The organism is Bacteroidetes bacterium GWF2_43_63, assembly GCA_001769275.1.
GTDB lineage: Bacteria > Bacteroidota > Bacteroidia > Bacteroidales > DTU049 > GWF2-43-63.
The window spans coordinates 214,863-234,188 of sequence record MEOQ01000050.1; the positions used below are offsets into that span (position 1 = coordinate 214,863).

12 protein-coding genes are annotated in these 19,326 nt (G+C 40.1%); 6 read left to right on the forward strand and 6 right to left on the reverse strand.

Features of this window, described 5'->3' with window-relative positions; all coding sequences use genetic code 11:
* Window positions 1-17: 17 nt before the first annotated feature.
* On the forward strand, window positions 18-554 hold the full coding sequence (locus A2W93_14960; GenBank protein ID OFY52637.1) for a hypothetical protein: 537 nt from the start codon (window positions 18-20) through the stop codon (window positions 552-554).
* Window positions 555-966: 412 nt separating this feature from the next.
* Here the strand turns inward: A2W93_14960 and A2W93_14965 are convergent, their stop codons facing one another.
* The 5 genes from A2W93_14965 to A2W93_14985 all read right to left on the reverse strand — a co-directional run bounded on the left by A2W93_14965 (window position 967) and on the right by A2W93_14985 (window position 14,856).
* Window positions 967-1,266, reverse strand: a complete 300-nt coding sequence (locus A2W93_14965; protein OFY52669.1) for a MerR family transcriptional regulator — start codon at window positions 1,264-1,266, stop codon at window positions 967-969.
* A gap of 15 nt (window positions 1,267-1,281) precedes the next feature.
* The gene (locus A2W93_14970) at window positions 1,282-2,169 is read right to left on the reverse strand and encodes a molecular chaperone DnaJ (GenBank protein ID OFY52638.1); all 888 of its coding nucleotides are present in this window, start codon (window positions 2,167-2,169) and stop codon (window positions 1,282-1,284) included.
* 788 nt (window positions 2,170-2,957) lie between these two features.
* Window positions 2,958-3,545, reverse strand: a complete 588-nt coding sequence (locus A2W93_14975; protein ID OFY52639.1) for a hypothetical protein — start codon at window positions 3,543-3,545, stop codon at window positions 2,958-2,960.
* Window positions 3,545-13,297 carry a hypothetical protein gene (locus tag A2W93_14980; protein OFY52640.1) on the reverse strand — a complete coding sequence of 3,251 codons (9,753 nt, stop codon included), beginning with the start codon at window positions 13,295-13,297 and terminating at the stop codon, window positions 3,545-3,547. The genes A2W93_14975 and A2W93_14980 overlap by 1 nt, the downstream gene beginning before the upstream one ends.
* Before the next feature lie 14 nt (window positions 13,298-13,311).
* Window positions 13,312-14,856, reverse strand: a complete 1,545-nt coding sequence (locus A2W93_14985; protein ID OFY52641.1) for a hypothetical protein — start codon at window positions 14,854-14,856, stop codon at window positions 13,312-13,314.
* Between the two features lie 655 nt (window positions 14,857-15,511).
* On the opposite strand from A2W93_14985, the gene A2W93_14990 reads away from it, so the two are divergent.
* The gene (locus tag A2W93_14990; GenBank protein OFY52642.1) at window positions 15,512-16,078 is read left to right on the forward strand and encodes a hypothetical protein; all 567 of its coding nucleotides are present in this window, start codon (window positions 15,512-15,514) and stop codon (window positions 16,076-16,078) included.
* Between the two features lie 131 nt (window positions 16,079-16,209).
* Here A2W93_14990 and A2W93_14995 read toward each other — a convergent pair whose 3' ends face one another.
* A complete protein-coding gene (locus A2W93_14995; protein ID OFY52643.1) occupies window positions 16,210-16,902 on the reverse strand; it encodes an HAD family hydrolase in 693 nt (230 codons plus the stop codon).
* A gap of 316 nt (window positions 16,903-17,218) precedes the next feature.
* On the opposite strand from A2W93_14995, the gene A2W93_15000 reads away from it, so the two are divergent.
* The 4 genes from A2W93_15000 (at window position 17,219) to A2W93_15015 (ending at window position 19,278) form a co-directional block, all read left to right on the forward strand.
* Window positions 17,219-17,410: a hypothetical protein gene (locus tag A2W93_15000; protein ID OFY52644.1), complete on the forward strand. Its 192-nt coding sequence runs from the start codon at window positions 17,219-17,221 to the stop codon at window positions 17,408-17,410.
* 381 nt (window positions 17,411-17,791) lie between these two features.
* Entirely contained in the window at window positions 17,792-18,136 is a 345-nt protein-coding gene (locus tag A2W93_15005; protein OFY52645.1) for a hypothetical protein, read from the forward strand.
* A gap of 365 nt (window positions 18,137-18,501) precedes the next feature.
* Entirely contained in the window at window positions 18,502-18,900 is a 399-nt protein-coding gene (locus A2W93_15010) for a Fur family transcriptional regulator (GenBank protein ID OFY52646.1), read from the forward strand.
* 66 nt (window positions 18,901-18,966) lie between these two features.
* On the forward strand, window positions 18,967-19,278 hold the full coding sequence (locus tag A2W93_15015; GenBank protein ID OFY52647.1) for a hypothetical protein: 312 nt from the start codon (window positions 18,967-18,969) through the stop codon (window positions 19,276-19,278).
* Window positions 19,279-19,326 lie beyond the last annotated feature (48 nt).

Below are 19,326 nucleotides of genomic sequence, written 5' to 3' on the forward strand. Positions count from 1 at the left end.
TATCAAAACCAGCTTTCATGAAAAAGACCGATACAAAAAAGACCGCAAATAAATCAGAAAAAAAAGATGCTCCGAAAAAAGGAACTCCTGTGAAGAAGGTTGAGGTTAAGGAAAAGGCTAAGGTTGAGAAAAAGGTCGAGGCTAAGGATAAGGTCAAGGCTAAGGTTGAGGCTAAGAAGAAGGCTAAGGTTGAGGCTAAGGTCAAGGACAAGGCTAAGGTTGAGGTCAAGAAGAAGGTCAAGGTCGAGGCTAAGGTCAAGGTCGAGGTTAAGGATAAGGTGGAGGTCAAGGATAAGGTCAAGAAAGAGGTCGGGAAGAAAGAGAAGGTCACGCGTCGGAGTCACGCGTCAGGAGACGCGCGCCCAGAGACGCGCGCCCAGGTTGAAAAAAAGGACGAGGTCAAGAAAAAGGATAAGATGAAGGTTGAGGAGCCGGAAGCTGAAAATTATTCTTCAGCAGAATTGCCGGAAGAGGTGATTGAAGAGAAAAATCCAAAAGCCCCAAAAAAGAAAAAGAAAAAAGGCGGCGAAAACCAGCTGGCGCTTGATTTCTGATGATGCAGTGAGTTGCCACGAGGGCACAAAGACACCGAAAGATATAAGAAATCAGATATTTGATTTTAGATTGTCTCTTCACTGGCGCGGATATGCCATCCGTGACAGTGATAACTTCGGCGCCGCGCAGCCCCTGCTGTCACACTGAGTGATTTTTCGGAATGAAATGAAGAAAAATTGTATCGAAGTGCAGCAGGACCCGCAGTCTTCTTTCATGCCCGCTGCGAAGCTGGCGGGGATACGTTTGAAGCTTGTCTTTTTTTTCAGATAGTCATTTCAAACACTCAGAATGACATCGGGTAACATGACCTCGTGGCATTATTCCTTAATTGGCGCTATCGCTGTGGTGAAAGCTTTGTAACTATGTTTTGCAGTCTAAAAATCAGCTTATAATGCGACATTCAAAAATTCTTCATTCATACGATTCATATAAACTAAGCTTATTTTTAAGTGTAGTAATTTCATCCTGCATGGTATTTATTCGTTGCAACAAATGGCAAATGGTTTCAATGCCTTCAATGTTAATATCAAGTTCGTAATAGAAGCGGATGAATTTTTCTAATTGCTGGAGCTGGTTTATTTCAATGAATTGCGTTTCCTGAACAGTAATAATTTCGATCAATCCGCTTTGATGTAATGAACTGATAAATGAAATTTCAATATCCTGACTGATGCAGAAGTCGTTGACAGCGATTAAATTTTCTGTTTGCATTGCTTTCATTTTTAATTACAGTTTAGACAACTCTTCAAACAACTCTCTTTGTTTCGGCGTAAGATTTTTCGGGATATTGATCGAATACGTAATAATTAAATCGCCAAATTTTCCTTCTGATTTATAAACGGGAAAACCCTTGCCTGTCAGCTTTATTTTACTGCCGTTTTGCGTTTCGGGTTTTACCTTCAGCATAACTTTTCCACCCAAAGTTGCAATGGTAATTTCGCCTCCCAGCACAGCCTTGAACAAATCCAGATTTACAGTGGTATATAAATCATTTCCCAATCGTTTATATTGAGGATTATTGGCAATGGTGAACGTAATGTATAAATCGCCATTCGGTCCACCATTTCTTCCCAAACCGCCATGCCCGGCTATTTTTATTGTTTGCCCGTTTTCAATTCCAGCAGGAATGGTGATTCTGATTTTTTTACCATTCACTGTCAATGTCTGCTGGTGGGTTTTATAAGCATCAACGAGATCGAGACGTAACTCTGTAGTATAATCCTGTCCTCTGTATTTCACCTGCCGGCTTCTGCGGGCACCTGCTGATCCGCCAAACATGGATTCGAAAAAACTGGAGAAATCACCTTCGAACTGCTCACCCGAAAAACCTTGTCTCTGTTCATCTGAAGGTTGTCGCTTGTATTGTCCCGCATTTTGAAATTGTTCTCCATGTTGCCAGTCTTTGCCGTATTGATCATATTTTTTTCGCTTTTCGGGATCGCTTAGGACTTCGTTGGCTTCATTAATCTGCTGAAATTTCTTTTTTGCATCCGAATCACTTGGATTCAAATCGGGGTGATACTTTCGGGCAAATTTCCGGTATGCATTTTTGATTTCTTTTGGTGTTGCCGTTTTATCAACTCCCAGTATTTTATAATAATCTACAAAATCCATTTTTAGAAGAGTTTAGTTGAATAAAAAACCGAGACACAATATTAAATGCTAATATACAATACTTTATTCAGTTCGTTTCATTTCCAATTATTTAGTTCCGAATTCCGAAACAAAATCGCATTTCCTCCGGAAATGAAACAATCAGCCCCGAGTCACTATTCGAGCAAGCTCGATCGTTCCTCAGGGCTGATTATTTTTTGAGACGATTTTGTCTCCTCGTGAACCTCACAGTGCTGAATTCGAACTCTTTTCTCGAGGATTTGAAGAAGATCAGCGTTTTATTTTTGAAAGAATAATTAGTCTGTAATTCATTCGAAATGAAAGAGTAGGGGACAGTGAACTTTGATATTTCGTGCGAAGATCCAGTAGCCATTGTCACATTTAATCAAATCAAAATAGCAGCCTCTACCAGAATCTCCGAAAACCTGAATTCAAAATGCACCGACTGCCAACCAAAGCCGGAATGATTGCTTCTTCAGAGAGTATAAAACAGGATTCCCAAGAAAAGCAATGACAATTTCTGATCTCATTCAGAAATGAACAGAAATCTGTTCATTTTGTAACCCAACAAACACAAAGCCGGCGCTGTGGCCGGCTTTGTGATATAATGTTGAAAATCTGTGTTTTACCAATATTGGGATGGGTGTTTAGGATTTATCTTGGATGGTGCAGCCCAATATGCACAAAGCCGGCGCTGCGGCCGGCTTTGATGTGATCTATTGAAATTCAGTGTTTTACCAATATTGGGATGAGTGTTTAGGATTAATCGTGGATGGTGCATCGCAAGTTCATTTTATACCTAAAAAATTATCTTTCCAAGTTTGATAAAGCTCTAACATTCGTCCTTCTTTAAAGGTTTTTTTATACATCTGCATTGCTGCAATATGCATAATGTTTTGAGGAAAGAATGTGACAAACACCCCATCCTTTTTTAAAACAGGCTTGCCGTAGGAAACATCACTTTTGAGTTTATCACTTTTGCCCCATTCAAGCCCTGGTATTTCCTTACGTAATAATTCGGAGAAATAAATCCCAACATCAAACATGATAGAATAAGTCGGCTCAATCAATTCGTAATCAGGCACTTTGTGGATAGTTTTTAATTGATTTGGAAGTTTTTCTCTTTCCAAACTTATTTCTTCTTCTGATAGTTTGCGAGCAGCAATATTGCCACTGAAGAATTCAGATACCTTTTCCAAATTATCAACTAAAAGTTCTACTTCTTCTGTATCAAAGACAGCTTTATTAAACATCCGTAAGCGTTCATCTTTTATTGATATAAACCAATCATAGTAAATCTTAACATCTTTTTTGGTCATTGATGCAGGATCTTGATTAATTTGTTTAGGGACTATTAACAATTGATATTCTTTCATTATCTTGCTCCTTGTTCTATGGCTTCTGTTGGCAAATTTAAAATTTGTGTCCTGATATTATATCCATTTTTTTGTGCATTTTCAAACATTTTCAATAGTGGTTGTGATGCTCCAACGCTGTTTGTAACAGGACTTCGATAAAATGTCCATACTACTTCATCTACTGCTCCTGACTTTAGCAACTCAATATCTTTATTGAATTGTTGTTGCACAAATTGTGTTGCACTAGTATAACCTACTTTCGATTCATAAGCTACACCATTCGCAAAATTATCTACGAATCGCCAACCCAGTGCAGTATTGAAACTTTTCTTACCCCCACCGTACACCATTCTTAAGGCACATTCTCCCATATTGCCTAATTGTTTTGATGTATATGGATTCTTGATTATTGATTCAACGAAATTTCCAATTTCACCACCCGGTCCAGGTGTTGGAGCAATGTCGTCAGGACCAGGATTTAAAACATTTGCAAAAAAGGCTCCCGTCTCGACAGTCGCAAATTGTGCTGCTGGATTTCCGGAGAACCACAAAGCTCCTTGAGCAAGATATGGAAGAGCAGCCTCACCTCCAAAAATCATAACAGGGGTTAATAATATCGCAGCAGCTCCTATGGTATTCTTTTTAATGTCATGACTTGTAATATGACCTGCCTGCAATGAGTTAGAATATAATTGACCATATACCCAAGGTGGATCATCTGGTGCTAATCCATCAGGATCGACTAGACGCACAGGATTATTAAAACAATAATTGTATGGACTATGGGACGGAAATTGACTAGCCATCGGATCCACACTCAACCACACGCTCAAATCCGAGTCGTAATACCTCGCTCCGAAATAAGAATAATTCGTCTCCGGATCGAGCTCTTTGCCTGAGAATTTGTAGCGGGTTTCAAAGTCGTTGTGGGGCGGGGTCTGGTCGACAAACAATTCGCCGTAGGGCAGGTATTGCAGATGCTCGGTGGCATAGCCGGTGGCGTTGGTAATAAAGCTGCTACTACCTATATGATCCGGATGATAGAAATACTGCTGCCGTTCAACTCTGGATAAATTGTTTGTTGCCGGGCGTAGACCAGGTCCTATTTCCACATTGGAAACAGGATATCCGCTGCAATTCACACCGCGGAATACCATATTCCCGGCATCGGCAGCTGCTGTAGCTGCGTTACCATTGATAAAGTGCAGTGTTGGCCCGTCAGGATCCGTTGGGGCATAGTGGAACCCACCGCCCACCTTTGTGCATACGCGCTCCCCTTCAATGAAGTAATGCTTGGTATATTCCTTGTCGGTCATCACCATCATGGGGCTAATATACAAAGTTTTGTTTAGAATCATATGAGTAAACACAGGCCGGCCGCGCAGCATCAGCGTGCTTTCGCTGTTGCTCAATTTCCATACGCGTTCGCCACCGGCATTGTAAACATACGAACTCAGCATCGGAATACTAATTTTATCATGAACAGTTGTCAGCCGGTTTTCTTCGTCCCAGCACTGGTTGCGCACATTGCCGCTGTTGTGTCTTTCGGTCATGTTGCCATTGGCATCCCATTTGAATTGAGCGGTACCGGCCGTTTCAACGGCATGTGGCTGAGTAGTGGAATAGCTGTAGGTGTTGTTGTACGAAACATAATTGATTGAGCCCCGCAGCGATGTTTCAGCATACAGGTTTTTAGTAGTGATGTTGCCAGACTGACTGTAGCTCATGCTCAGCTCGTAATCCTGCTGATTGCCGAATCCCGAAAACATTCCTCTGGCTCCGGTGAGTCTGTACAAATCGTCGTATTCATATTCATATCGGTATCCGCCGCCAGTATTGCCGTAGGCATAGCCTGCCGTATTGTTCAGTAATGTGATGTTGCCAGAATTGTCATACGTGTAATTGATGTTCTGCATCATTACTCCATTGGACTGAAAGCTCTGCAGGTTTGTCAATCTCAGGTTCTGGGGATTGTAAGAGTAGTTGGCATAGGTGCCATTACCATAACCAATGTACGTCCTTGACCCGTATTTGTTGTACCTGACGCCGGTAATGTAACTGTACATATGCGGCCCTTTCTGACCATCCATGGAAGTCAGTTGCCCGCCGTTGTTGTAATGATAACTTACCACTTCGCCGTCGGGGTAAGTGATATTCTTTACCCGGTTCCAGCTGTCGTATTCCCAATCGGTCTCAAATGTGTATGCTGCCCCGGCAGGAACAACAAAAGTATGTGTGTTTTTGATCAGTTCCCCCATGTTGCCGTATTCAAACGATTGCACACCGGATGCATCCTGCATTTCGGTCATCCGGCCGCTCTGGTTACCGCTGTTGGGCGCTCCGTATTCGTAATACACGTTCATTTCAGGGTTCTGCGGGTATTCAATTCTTTGTAAACGCAGGTTGCTGTAGTAATATTTTATTTCCTGATTAAGGTTGGCCAGATTCTGAGTTGTGGTTGTAAGAACATTTCCGGCCATATCATAAGTATATTTAGTCTTTCCTGCATCCGGATGCTCTCTGTTGAGCAGTCTCCCAAGCATATCATATTCATAGGTTGTCATATTGTTCTCCGGATCGGTAGAACGTATAAGTTCTCCCAGTGGATCGTAGACAAATTTGGTAATAGTACTCAGGGGTGCCGTCACACTTGTGTTCAGGCCTCTGCCGTTGGTAAATTTTTCTGTAACTTTATTTTTCGGATCCGTCGCCTTTGTTTTAAAACAAGTTGTTCCAAAAGCATCTGTTCCAAAATCATACAAATAGCTCATCTGCGTGCCATCGGGGAAATTCTGAACCAATGGACGATCCATAACATCGTAAGTGGTCGTTGTAGGATTTATCTGCTGAATGGACAGGTTCAGCGTGGTTTCACTACCGGACAATTCGGTTACAGGTTGCGAAATGGAAATTACCCGACCGTAGCTATCGAGCATGCCGATTCCTGAAACCAGTATTACATCAACACCATTTTCGGTTATTTTTTTCTTGCTCTGAATACTTCGTCCAAGTCCGTCGGCAAAATTTACTGTAATAAACTCGTTGTTTGTTGATGTGTTCATTGGATCATAATGCCTTGTTTTTGCCCAAAAACCATTTCCCCCGGCACTATTTTCATCCCAGTATTCGCAACTGATGGTATATGCGATTCCATTTAATATCTCATTGGGCCCCGTTACCGTTTTCATTCTGCCACCCGGATCGTAAGTGTACTTCATTTTGTTACCTGTAATATCAGTCACTTCCAGAGGCAGTCCATGTCTCAGATCATAGGTTGCTGATGAAATATTTCCCCATGAATCAATTGTCCTTTCCGTATAGGTATGAACAAAATTATCATATTCGCTGGAGTAGGATAATCGTTGATGGTTCACGTCTTCGGGCAGGAAAATATCAAGGATGTTTCCGTAGGAATCGTAATTGATTTCAGTGGTTGCCATGTTGCTGCCTTCAAATGCGTTTATTTTCCACACTTTTCCGGTTGTATAGTACTCGGCAGATCTTTTCTGCAGAAGGATGGTCTGATAATCTTTCACCTGCAGGTTTTCAACCATCGCGCAAAGATTGTCAGAATTATAAAGAACCTGATTATTTACGTATGAAATATATGCATGAATGTCATCAGTCTGGTCGGCAACGTCGCCATAATTAATGTACTCTTTTACATTTCCATGTGAACCGTGAACCCATGATTTTCTTGTACGGACCTGCCACATGCCGGTTCCTTCATAGTAATATTTATTTGCATCGGAAATGGCCGGGTAGTAAGGTCCGAAGCAATCTGCTGTGGAGAGATTAACAACCACTCCGTCAGAAATCTGCTTGGCATCCCACTTATACACCGTTTCAACATACATGTTTTGACTTCCGTCACTAATCTGATCATACTTTTTCAACCCTTTGAACAAGTAGAAATCATTGTGGTATTGTTCTTCTGTTATCCTGTAGCAAACACCTGATGTCGAAAGATTATTGAATTGTTTTGTCCAGACGGTTTCATACCCAAAAAAGTCACGTTCCATTCGGTGATAAAAAGCATTCTCGTACTCAAACTTGTAGCAAATTTTGTTTTCGCCATCACCGTAAACCCCATCATAAACCACCAGTGAAGCCATGTTCCATCGAGACGAGGGGTTCTTCCTGTCGGTATAATCGAGAGCATAGTCAACTGTGTAAGAGCTTTGAACTGGAGTATGAACGGTTTTTAGCACGTTGGTTTTTTTCGGAATACCGTAATTGACATGAATCTGATCATCGGAGCCCACATAAACAAAATCAAGAAATCCGTCGCCATTAATATCCTCGATTTTATATTTTTCATAAGAAATATTATATGATCCGTTAATGTATCCGGAAAAAGCAAGTTTGAAAAAGCCAATAGGGAAGCCAATCGTATAGGCAATGTTTCCGGCTACATTATATGCTTTTGAGTAACTAATCTTGTCAGTGAATGACGAATTCATGGTCTGCGTGCCAACGAATGAATTTCCCGTATTGATATATGCAGAAATACTGCTGCCATTATTTATACAAACATCAGGTAACCCGTCATTATTTACATCCATCATCGATTGGGTATTGTAATTATTTGCAGCACTTCCGCATAATCCGCCAGCCCAACTATCGTTATATTTATTGAAAAAGCTTAATCCAAGGCTAATTGATTGAGCATCTGATATGGAATTGGATATCGATTGATGGTCCCAAGCCTGGAATGGGGAAAACCTATATCCCAGGTTAAATGCAACCATATTTGTGTGTCTGTCAATCCTGTCTGAAAGGCCATCTCCGTTAATATCAGCGTAAATAAAAGTCACCTCTGAATTACTGTTTGTTATGCCGTATGAAATCGAGCCGGAAATGTTACTTGATTTTGATTTTGCCGGATCTTGTGATTTTGAGCCTTCATGAATAATACCACCTATGCCAATAGAAGATCCCTCTGAGTGAGCATATCCACTACTGATTAGAATTTCAGGCTGCACATCCAGCTTGCTATTTGAGATTCCACCATAGCTTGTTGAATACTGAATAAGTTTTTCTGAAACGATATCAGGGTATTTGTCACCATTTAAGTCAGTAAAATCGGTATACCCTTCCGGGTAGCTGTTTGATGTTGTTTCACTTTCAGTAATTCCGGCAGACACCGAAACCGAGAAAGACTCAGTTTTTTGCTTGCTGAATTTATGTATTGCCCTTACATATCCTGCAGAGTTTGACTCAGGAACCGGATTGTTAAAGTCGGGAATTGAACCGCTGTTTTCACCCGAAAGGCCAAGATTTGTCAGAATTCCGAGCAGATCGGTAATCACTCCTCCACTTCCTGAATTATAATATTCAGTATATGTGCTCTTTGTAAAGTCTTCCCAACGGTCCTTTTCTCTGTTCGCAGACATAGGAACAAAATACAGTGAACTGGGATCAGAAATTCCGAAACCATTGAAAATGTTTTGGACATCCTGAAATGATGAAGCCGATGTAATGGTTGAAAACTGGAAAGAAGATAAATATGACTCGCTCATGTTTGAAGACCCATAGGTCAACTCATTCTCATCAATTACAGAATAGCTTGATGCAGGAGCATTATCATAATATGAAAATTGCCCCCATCCCTGATACATATTGCCAAACAGCTTCCTATCCTCATCAAACAAAGAGTGATAACCTACCTTGAAGTCATTGATCAGGTTGTTGTCATATACTTTCGCCATGGAGACATCTTCATTGAGATCAGGATCTGATGTAAAATATTCAAAAAACACGGTTGCACCCGGGTCCAATGTAAACTCAATATAAGGGCTTCCCTGAATAAAACCATCAACCACTATCAAAACTGTCTTGGCCAACAGTTTTCTGGTTGATTTTGCAGTGAAAACAACTGTACCAGTATGCCCGGCAGGAGTTAATCCATATTCCAGTTTCGGAAATACTTTATAGTGCCCGGCACTCAGTACTTTTGGCCATGCTCTGCAATTTCTTTTTGGGAAAATAGACATATTCAGAGAGGGGTAATATTTTATTGAGAAAATAGGATCATTAGGAATAATTTGAAAATTCACGGCACTGACATATTCAATTACGGCTGAAAAATCAATATCACTCCAGTTTACGTTGGTGTTTGCAAGCAACTTTATTGGAATAGAGTCACCTTCGGTAACAGGAATGGAGTAAGAGAATGTGTGATTCTGAATTGGAGTATTGTTGCTGAATGACACATTGTGTATAGCAGTTTGATTGTGTTTGATCACGAATTGCAGATCATCACTCTGCGCAGGACTGTTCAAAACTCCAGTCACTTTAATTACGCCGGAAAGGGGAGCTGTAAAATACGTGCCATCATGTATTACTGCATCGTTGCTGTAAATAAAGTCATGCAATGGCTTTTCATCAGCATCAACAAATGGTGTTTCCTGACATTTATATGAGTAGATCTTTGTGTTCCAGTTAACATCATCCATGCCGATTATATCATCAGATAAAATTCTGAAGTAAATGCGATCTCCCTCAACTACATTATTCAGGCATACTGAATAGTTATGAGCCGTAAAATCGTCTGCGGCAATGTCTCCATAATGAATAATGGTCCCGTTGTGTTGGATCGTATAACTGATTTTGTGGTTTTGTAAGTTCTGGGGATTCACCCTCTGAATATCGCTTGAAATTCTTAGTTGTTTGTCTGTTAAATCAGGGGCAATCCACATCCGAACCGGATCCCTTCGATATAAACCTGCATCGTCTCCAGTTTCACTGAATTCCGGATCAATACTGCCATCGCGGATAATTGTATAGCAAGGATCATCTCCGACAACCTGTTCCGTTGCAGATGTTTCCATTGTAAATTCTGGAATCCCAGAGGCATCAGGATAGTTATAATAAACATCTCCTTCGCTGATATAATCAACATATCCATCCGCATTTACATCAACGAAATACTTATTTGTCATGTTTCGCTCTTTTGTCCAGGCCATACTGGCAGAACCTGAAACGCCTAGGCATCCGACATTGATTTCGGCTCCAAGCGTATTGGAGTTTGACCAGTTTGTTCCCAAGTCAGGCAAATCGATAACAGGAGGTGTTAGTGTTGCACTGTAAAATAACCGGTTAAACGGGTCCAATTCTCCCCGGTAAAATTTGAGCTCAGAATTTTCTCTCACAATTTTGTCTTTCAATCCGTCGCCATTCAGGTCGACAAACATCACTTTTTCAAAAAGGGCACTTAAAGATGTGCTAGCATCACCACCAATCGAATTTAGCTTGTTTGCGGGATTTCCAATGCCAAAACTGACAGTACCTCCCAAACCTCCACTTATCGATTTACTTTTCCCCAAACTTTGTTTCTCATCAAACTGAACCAGACTGCCGTGGAGTTCCTCGGGTATTTCATACAATGAAAGTAGAACTTGATCTGTGTTTTCAAAACTCACACCAACCTCCTCATAGTAATCGAATGAATGCACTTTTACCCCAGGTGTTTTATCTTTTACAAACTCCCCACAACTTTTGAAACTGTTGACTGTTGTCAAAGATTGCTCATCGCTTACTTCAGCTATTGCACAAAGCAAATTTTTACTATATGCTCCGGATTTGTATCCAAGCACATATGAACGCACAAACAGATTATCATATTTTATGTCTATTTCTCTGAGTAAAAAGTCAGTAACCTCCAATAATCCATAACGACCGGAGATTATATAATCATTTCTGTTATTTGTGTATGTAAAATCAATAGAATATTTTGGTTGCTCTGTAACTGCTCCATCGTATCCGGTATATTCAATACGGCTCAGATAAATTTCTTTTCCTCCGGTTCCGGGTGTTCGCGAAAAGGAAGATTCATGAATATACTCGTATTTCACATAGTTTCCATACATGTCTCTGATTTCAGTCAATGCCCAGTGTGCAATGTTCCCGGCTCCATCCTGTAAAACACAGGAAGGATTAACTGTTGCATCGGAATAGTATTTGCCGTAATAATAGCGGGTTCCCTGTTTATCCACCACTTCCCACCAATAATTCGACGGATCATTGCCATGTCGGATAAGCCGGTCAAAGGCTCCTTCAATACGGTACGAAAAAAATGTCTCCTGTTCAATTCCCCGGGCACGGTAAGTTCCCTGATGCACAAGTTGCAGTCTTGTTGTATCTTCTTCAGCAATTACCAACTCAACAATTTGTTCACCGTTGACCAAGTATTCTTCAGATTCGTACTGATCAGAATAAGTTGGGACTCCCCAACGGGTTTCAACTGTAATGGCCGGGGAAGCAAGGTTCCAGCCAACACCGAGTATTCCGTTTCCACCTTCATTATTGTAAGAAAGCGATAACTGTGGCTGCATACCTTGCCGCCCGGCGGGAATCTGAATTGGATAACTAAGATTCGCGGTACCCGTATTATTGGCAGATGGAGGCCCCATAATCGTAATCCCAGCCAAGGGATCAGCATAGGCCATGTCTTTCATGGATGTTGGAGTAAATGCTTCTGTTTGCGGAGCCTCGGGTGTTTTCAAAATGGAATTGATAAAGTCAGTAAAATGAGTGGTGGTGCTAAGTATGCAATTGTTCTCAACATCAACACTGTCGATGGGAAGAATCGACCAGTCCATTTTTGTTTCATCATAATAAAAAGTTCGAATATCCTCTGGCCCATATCCAGCTGGAATCAGGGTGCTGTCGTATTTAATTGACAATTGAACCCCATTTGCAAAATGTTCTCCATGTGGCAAACAGCGATACCCAGCCCCAAGTGCAGTCACATTAACCATGTCAGCATCAAGCATCGGCATGTCTTCAGTCCGCAGTCCTGTAACACTGAGAGTCAGTTGATTTTTTACTGATCCTGCAGCGCCTGAAAGACTGAACCCGTCCAGATTTATATTGATGGAGTTTTCTGGCAGGGCAACAACTTGTTTAAATGAAACCTGATTGATTTCAGAACTCTTGAAATCATATGAACTGTTTTGCGATAGAACAACCTGTTTGTGTGTTTTTTCACCGTTTGAAAAAGTTGCAACAACATCAATGTTTCTTATTGATCCAGGCTCATTATTCAGCGGAACAAACCCCTCAAATGCACTGTTAAAATACCGGAGCTTTGTGCCATTCGCTTCTATAGAGACCAGGTCGTCTGTTTTATTCACCATTCCACTTAAATAAGCACTGTTGCCAAAATAGCTGCATGATTGTGGAATATTAACCTCAAGGGAGTTGTTACTTAATGCGTCATTAGAAATAACAATACTGACATTTTTAATTTTATAGCTGGCACCAGATCCTTCAGGACTGCTGAATCGAATGATGTTTTTTCCAGATTGCAGCTGATTGAATGAAATTTTCTCGCGTTGATGACTCCATTCATTTTTTAATCTGACTATTAAACCTCCGTTGGCAATATTGTCATTAATACTTCGGCAAACAGAGGTGAAATCGGCCACACCAAACAGATCGTATTCAAGATAAATAGACTTGTTTTCCGGAATTATTCCATTAAGAAATATATCCAATTGATTGTCTGTCGGATCGTCAAATTCATCTTCTTGCGCAGCTCCAACCGAAAGAATCACATTGCCCGAAGTTGAGTATTTGCCACTCGTCACCAATGGCAATAGCAATTCGGGCTGATCGTTAGATGAAAAAGACCCAGGGCTGTTTTCAGCAGCTTCAATGATACTCTTATTGGGGAGATTATTTTTTGGTCTGTCGTTATGAGCAGACTGATTGGTAAGTGCGACAAATGATGTAATAACAAGTCCGTAAATAATACTGTTTCTCATGTCAGACAAATTTATTATTGAACAATGAATTTAATGATTCTGCTTTCAGATTCTGCTTTCAGAAGAAACAGATAGCACCCTTTACTATTAAGGAACCCCCTCACTGAATAATTGTCAGAACCACTAAAATTCCTGATTTCCAGAATCCGGCCGTTTTCATCCTGAATGGTTAGCTTCACTTTTTCTTGTTTCACAAGCTGTATCATCACCCTGTATTCTCCCATGGATGGATTCGGGCAAACGTCAAAAGAAGCAATATCATTTATTGCAATTGCATGGTCGGGCTTTGTGGATTCACTGCCTGTATTTTCTGAATTATCACCAGTTAATTGACTTCGGTCATTCACATCCGGAATGTTTTCTATCTGAAAAGTGAACGCATCGCTGCCCGAGTTGTCAGTATCCCAGAAAACATTATCGAAGTAATAATACCCAAGGCTATCGCTGCTGTCAGCAAAAATTACGGTGGTTGTTGAGTCCGGAAATGTGAAATCGGTTTCGCCGTTGACAACTAGATTCACATTTATTGAATCTGGAATTCCGGGAGCATAGAGCTTTAGATGCGTATTTGTCGCGTTCACGGTAATTCCGGAGCATATCATTAGCCATTGTTGCGATGATAGTCCAGAAATGCCTCCGGTTCTCAAAGTGTCATTAGAAATATTTGTGAGTGTATCACCATTGTCGCCCCAGATCAAATAATCAAGTTCCTGCATTTCGTTTGGGTTGTTTTTATTGCAATCAGCTAATGATCCAGATGAAATAGTCAGTGGGGCTTCACCGCCGATGGCGGCACTTTGTTTTTGATTAATATTGATTAGGCTGTCTTTTCCAAGTCCGGCAATACTATTTTTAAAATCAATATTCTCCTTATAATCCCATAATACCTCACCGTTTGAGTTCATGTAATCCAGTCCTTCCATGCCTATACCGTATTTAATAGCAAGATAAGTATGAACTTTTGTAATTTCTTCATATGTAAGAGTGGTGTCATAAAACATGAATTCTGCAAATTTTCCTTCAAACCCGAGTTGATCTCCGCCCAGGACTTTGAGATTCGACATAGAAGAATCAATATTCTGATCATTCCATGAATACAGGAGCATGTTCAATGCAGGCATAGCCGGCGTACTGTCAGCATAGGTCCATGTTGTATCTGTGCCACGAATGTAATTCGTACTTACTTCTAAAACCGAGGCCGAATCAGCCCTTAACGACCAAAGACCGAATGCGCTACTACTTGCATTTGATTTATAAACTGCAAAAACGCAATAGGAAGCAACCGGCGATGGGAAATAGGCTATTTGCAGAGGTTGTGATGAGGAATCAAAAACCAGACAAGGTTGATAGTTTATATATCCTGAATCAGCTACAAAAAAGCCAGACGAACTCATAGCATTTAATCCGTAGCCGCTCACGTCCTGCCAATATCCGCTGTCGCCTGGAGTTTCAGCAGATAACCAGACCCGCGGAGAAATTAACTCGGGGAATTGAGCCTGTAGGTTCACTGCATATAAAAATGACAGAAAAACTATAAAAAATCCACGAAAAGTGCCCATAAATATTGTTTTTTGGAAAAATTATTTGCAAAGAGCCAAAATTTTGGGTTAAATAACTAAGAAATTTAACACGAACAAGTACTTTAGTATTTAATTAACTATTAGTTGACGGTTGTTATAATTTAGAAAAAGTTGGAAACCAAGTTAGTGATTCAATATTTCATTTGGTCAAGCAATAGTTAGTGTCAATTTTGATGAGTGCATTCAGCTTAGAATGAAATAATGAAATCTCTTCATGTAACTAAAATCAAATGTTCTCCATTTTCTCAACCCCCTTTCACCCCCTCCACCAACGTCTTCACCAGCTTTTCCTTGTTGCTTGGATTTATTTTCCAAATAATGGAAATAGCCACTACTGATTTTTAAGACTTTTCGTTCAATAGGAGGGTGGTCAATTTGCAGCGGCGCACACTGGTCAAAACAAACGGCGCGGGGTGGTCAATTTGCTCCGGCGCGAGTTGATTATTTGGAGTTTGTACCAATTAGTGAAGCGCTTTTCACGGAGAACTCAATCAATTGTCGCTCTTTATTGACATTTCTTATTATACGAGCCATTGAGTGGGCACAATTACCATTCAACCGGAGCGTTACAGATGTGTGACAGTGCATTTTTTCTATTGAGATTCAGAGAAACATTGTTTAAAATTTTGTACATTTGAATCTACATATTGTTAAGACTAAAAACATCGGGAGAAAACACATGCAGTTTGATTTCTGGAACATTATCAGCATATTTATTGGCGTATTCTTGGCAATTTTGCTTTTCTACTTGACAGAAATCATTCGGAAAAACAAAACAAAGCCAATTGATGATGCTCAAATGCAGCGAATCGCCTTAGCCGAAGGAGTTATTTGGCTTGCACCGGTAATTAATTTTCTTCAAAAATGTGTATTACTTGCAGAAGATTTTAATAACGGTCAAATTAGCGACAGTGCTTTAATTAAAGCATGGCCAAAGATTAATCTGAAAGAACTTGAAACTGAAAAGGGTAAAGAATCAATGCCTTGGTTACCCTCTGAGGTTTTTCATCGCGGGATGGAGTTGATTGCTCAGCTTGATTATTGCCAACCCCTGTTCCCAGAAGCATTGTTCACATCATTTGATTCGAAAGAAGATGGCACAAGTAACATTCATGGCCATATTGACCGGCTAAGAACGTTGCTAATAGATTTTCAAACGTTTGATAGAGAATTGCGAATTCTGATTTCAAAATTCCACTAGTAATCAACTTGTCCTTTCATGTATCACTTTTTGCAATCTTTTATGAAGATTGGGTATGAACGCCGATACTTGAAGACACACAACTTCCCATACCCTTTTTGACCCCCAAGTTGGCAAGAGACCAGCCCTAATCAATTTCCCAATACGCCCCAAATATCTGCAATTTCAGTCACCTTGATTAGGTTTGGGTGTTCAGCTGGTTCCGTTTCGGTCTCGTGCTGCCAGGTGACATGGTAGGGTATATAAATGGCGGTGCCGCCCAGGCCAATGACTGGCAGAATGTCGGATTTGAGTGAGTTGCCGACCATCATAAAGTCAGACGGGCTTATATCCAGCTTTTTGAATAGTAGCTGATAATCAGTTTCTGTCTTATCGCTCATTATTTCAATATGATGAAAATGTTTTTCAAGACCAGCCTTTTTAAGCTTGCGTTGTTGATCGAGCAAATCGCCTTTTGTTGCTATAACAACAGTGTAGCGGGTTTTCAATTCGGTCAGAATATTTTTAACATCGCCTAAAAGAACAACGGGTTTATCAATGAGTTCTTTGCCCATTTCCAAAATAGCATTTATTGTTTTAGCAGATACCTTTTTCTTACTCACTTTGATTGCAGTCTCAATCATTGACAATGAAAATCCTTTTGCACCATATCCATACAGGCTCATATTCTGGATTTCAGTTTCCAGTAGTGCTGACGAAACCTGCTCCGGAGTGGCATACTCATGCATCAACTCGCATAATTGCTGTTCTGTTTCCTGATAATAGGGCTCATTAATCCACAATGTGTCATCTCCATCAAAGGCTATTACTTTTATCCGGCTCATAAATTTTTGAATAAGACTTTTTAATTGATTTTGTTTTGGGGCTTTGCATCATAGAGGCAAGGTGTAGAATGCAATTTTGTGCTTGTTCTTGCAGTTTCTTATTTGCAAAATTGAAATTGGGAATGCAAAGATAATATTGCTAAAGTTGATTTTTAGTGATTTAACAGGATTGCTTGAAACGAGTAGGACAGATTCTGTTGAGAAATGGTAATACGCCAGCCTAAACGCATGAAAACAGATCATATCGATTTTTCCAATTTTGGAAATAGCCACTACTGATATTTTAGACTTTTCGTTCAATAGGAGGCTGGTCAATTTGCAGCGGCGCACACTGGTCAAAACAAACGGCGCGGGGTGGTCAGTTTGTATCGGCGCCAGCTGTTTTTTTCAGCATTTTTCCCAAAATCAGGCAAAAAAGTTTTCAAAATCGGACAATTTTACGGCGAAAATGGACGGTTTTCGGACGATTTCAGACGATTTTGGACGTTTTTCAGGCGATTTTGGGTAAATTCGGGCGTTTTTCAGGCGATTCCGGGTAATTTCGGGTAATTCTCGGGCGATATTTGGTAATTCCAGAAAATTTCTGGCGAAAATTGTTTTGAAATTGAATGTTTTGTGGCGAATTCTGAATGATTACAAAAATATTCAGTAGAAATCATGGCAAATTGTCGGGCGTGTGGGGGAGTGTTCAAAAAAGTGTGTCAATTTCTGGGAGTGATCAACAAAGTGTGTCATTTGCAAGTTGAAAAATGCTGCGATTTTTTTATGCAAATGAAGTGTTTGCAAACAAATCGGTCATGTTTTTTCAGGAATCCAGTTGATTGCATAAAGGTTTTGAGCAAATTGATGTCGCCGAAATGAAATTGCGGAAATAATGTATTTTTGAAGTATGGCATTTACACAAACAGAAGAAAACGACGTCCGGAATCTCATGCACTTGTTCATTGAAGATCTGCGACCACCGGAACATATCAGGCCGAAACTCGATTTTGGATATAGAATCGAAGATCAGAATATTTTCATTTTCGAAATCCGTCCGCAATGGAATAAACCGGAAATCATACGCCATTACGATTTCGCAAAAATCTCGTTCGTGCGAAATACCAGCATCTGGAAAATCTATTGGATGCGCGGAAACCTGCAATGGTATGCATATGAGACACCCTCAACCGGATCTTTGAAAGCTGCCTTGATGCTGATAAAGAAGGATAAGCATTCTTGCTTTTTTGGGTGAGACATTCCAAAATGTTGGAAAACAATTCTGGTGAATGCACCGTGGATATTTATGAAGTAACTAAAAAGGTAACTAAGGAAGTTACAGTACTGGCTTAAGAAATCAACAAAAGTTTCTATGAAAGTAACTAAGAAAGTATCGATTGACGTTTATCCAGATTTCGGGAAACTAAAAAAGCTTAAGCATTTAATGGTAACTGACTTCACTCATTCATGTCGCAGCGCACTCAGTGCCACTAAAGAAATAGAGATCTATAAAGGGGTGGTCAATTTAAAACGGCGCACACTGGTCAAAACAAACGGCGCGGGGTGGTCAATTTGGTTGGCTTATGCACAAAGATGAGCGAAAATATATAACTTTGCAAAATGATTAAGTTAAGTAACAGAAATATCAAACCCACTGCAATGCGTGAACTTGTATTAAAAGTGCTAGCAGATCAAAAAGCAGCAATAAGTCTTGCTGATCTTGAAAATAAATTTGAAAAGGCAGATCGAAGCACTTTATACAGAACGCTGAAAACCTTTGAGGAATACAAGCTGATTCACAGTATAAATGATGGCTCAGGTTCGGTCAAATATGCTTTGTGTCAGGATACTTGCGAATGCCTCCCAGAAGACCTCCATGCACATTTCTTATGTTCAAAATGTAATCAGACATTTTGTTTACATGATTTTGCTATTCCTGAAATAAAGCTACCATCCCAGTTTAAACTCAAAGATGTAAATATAATATTAAAAGGTATTTGTGCGAATTGTAAAAAATGAACTTTGCAACTCAGTTGCATTAGGAAAATATTACTTTTGTAGTGAAAAAGTTTTTATTTCATTGTTTTGAAAATATTTGCAGTCATATTAAGTGTTTATATTGTTGCTCTGACAATGGTTCCTTGTGTTGATAATCATCTGAATGATTCAGCATCAACCATTGAATTGTGTCAGAAAACCAATGATTCTGATTCTTCTGATATTGACTTATGCTCTCCATTTTGCACGTGTAGTTGCTGTGGTACAAGCATCTCGTTTGAACTTCACGTTTTTTTTAGTGCAATAACAGTAACCCCTTCTGTACAAAAATTTTATTTCAGAACAATTTATGTTACTGAAATAGCAATTGCTATCTGGCAACCCCCGAAAATTTCCTGACTCTTTTGCCGGTTGTAATACGCTTTGGTTAATCAGACATTCTTTGAT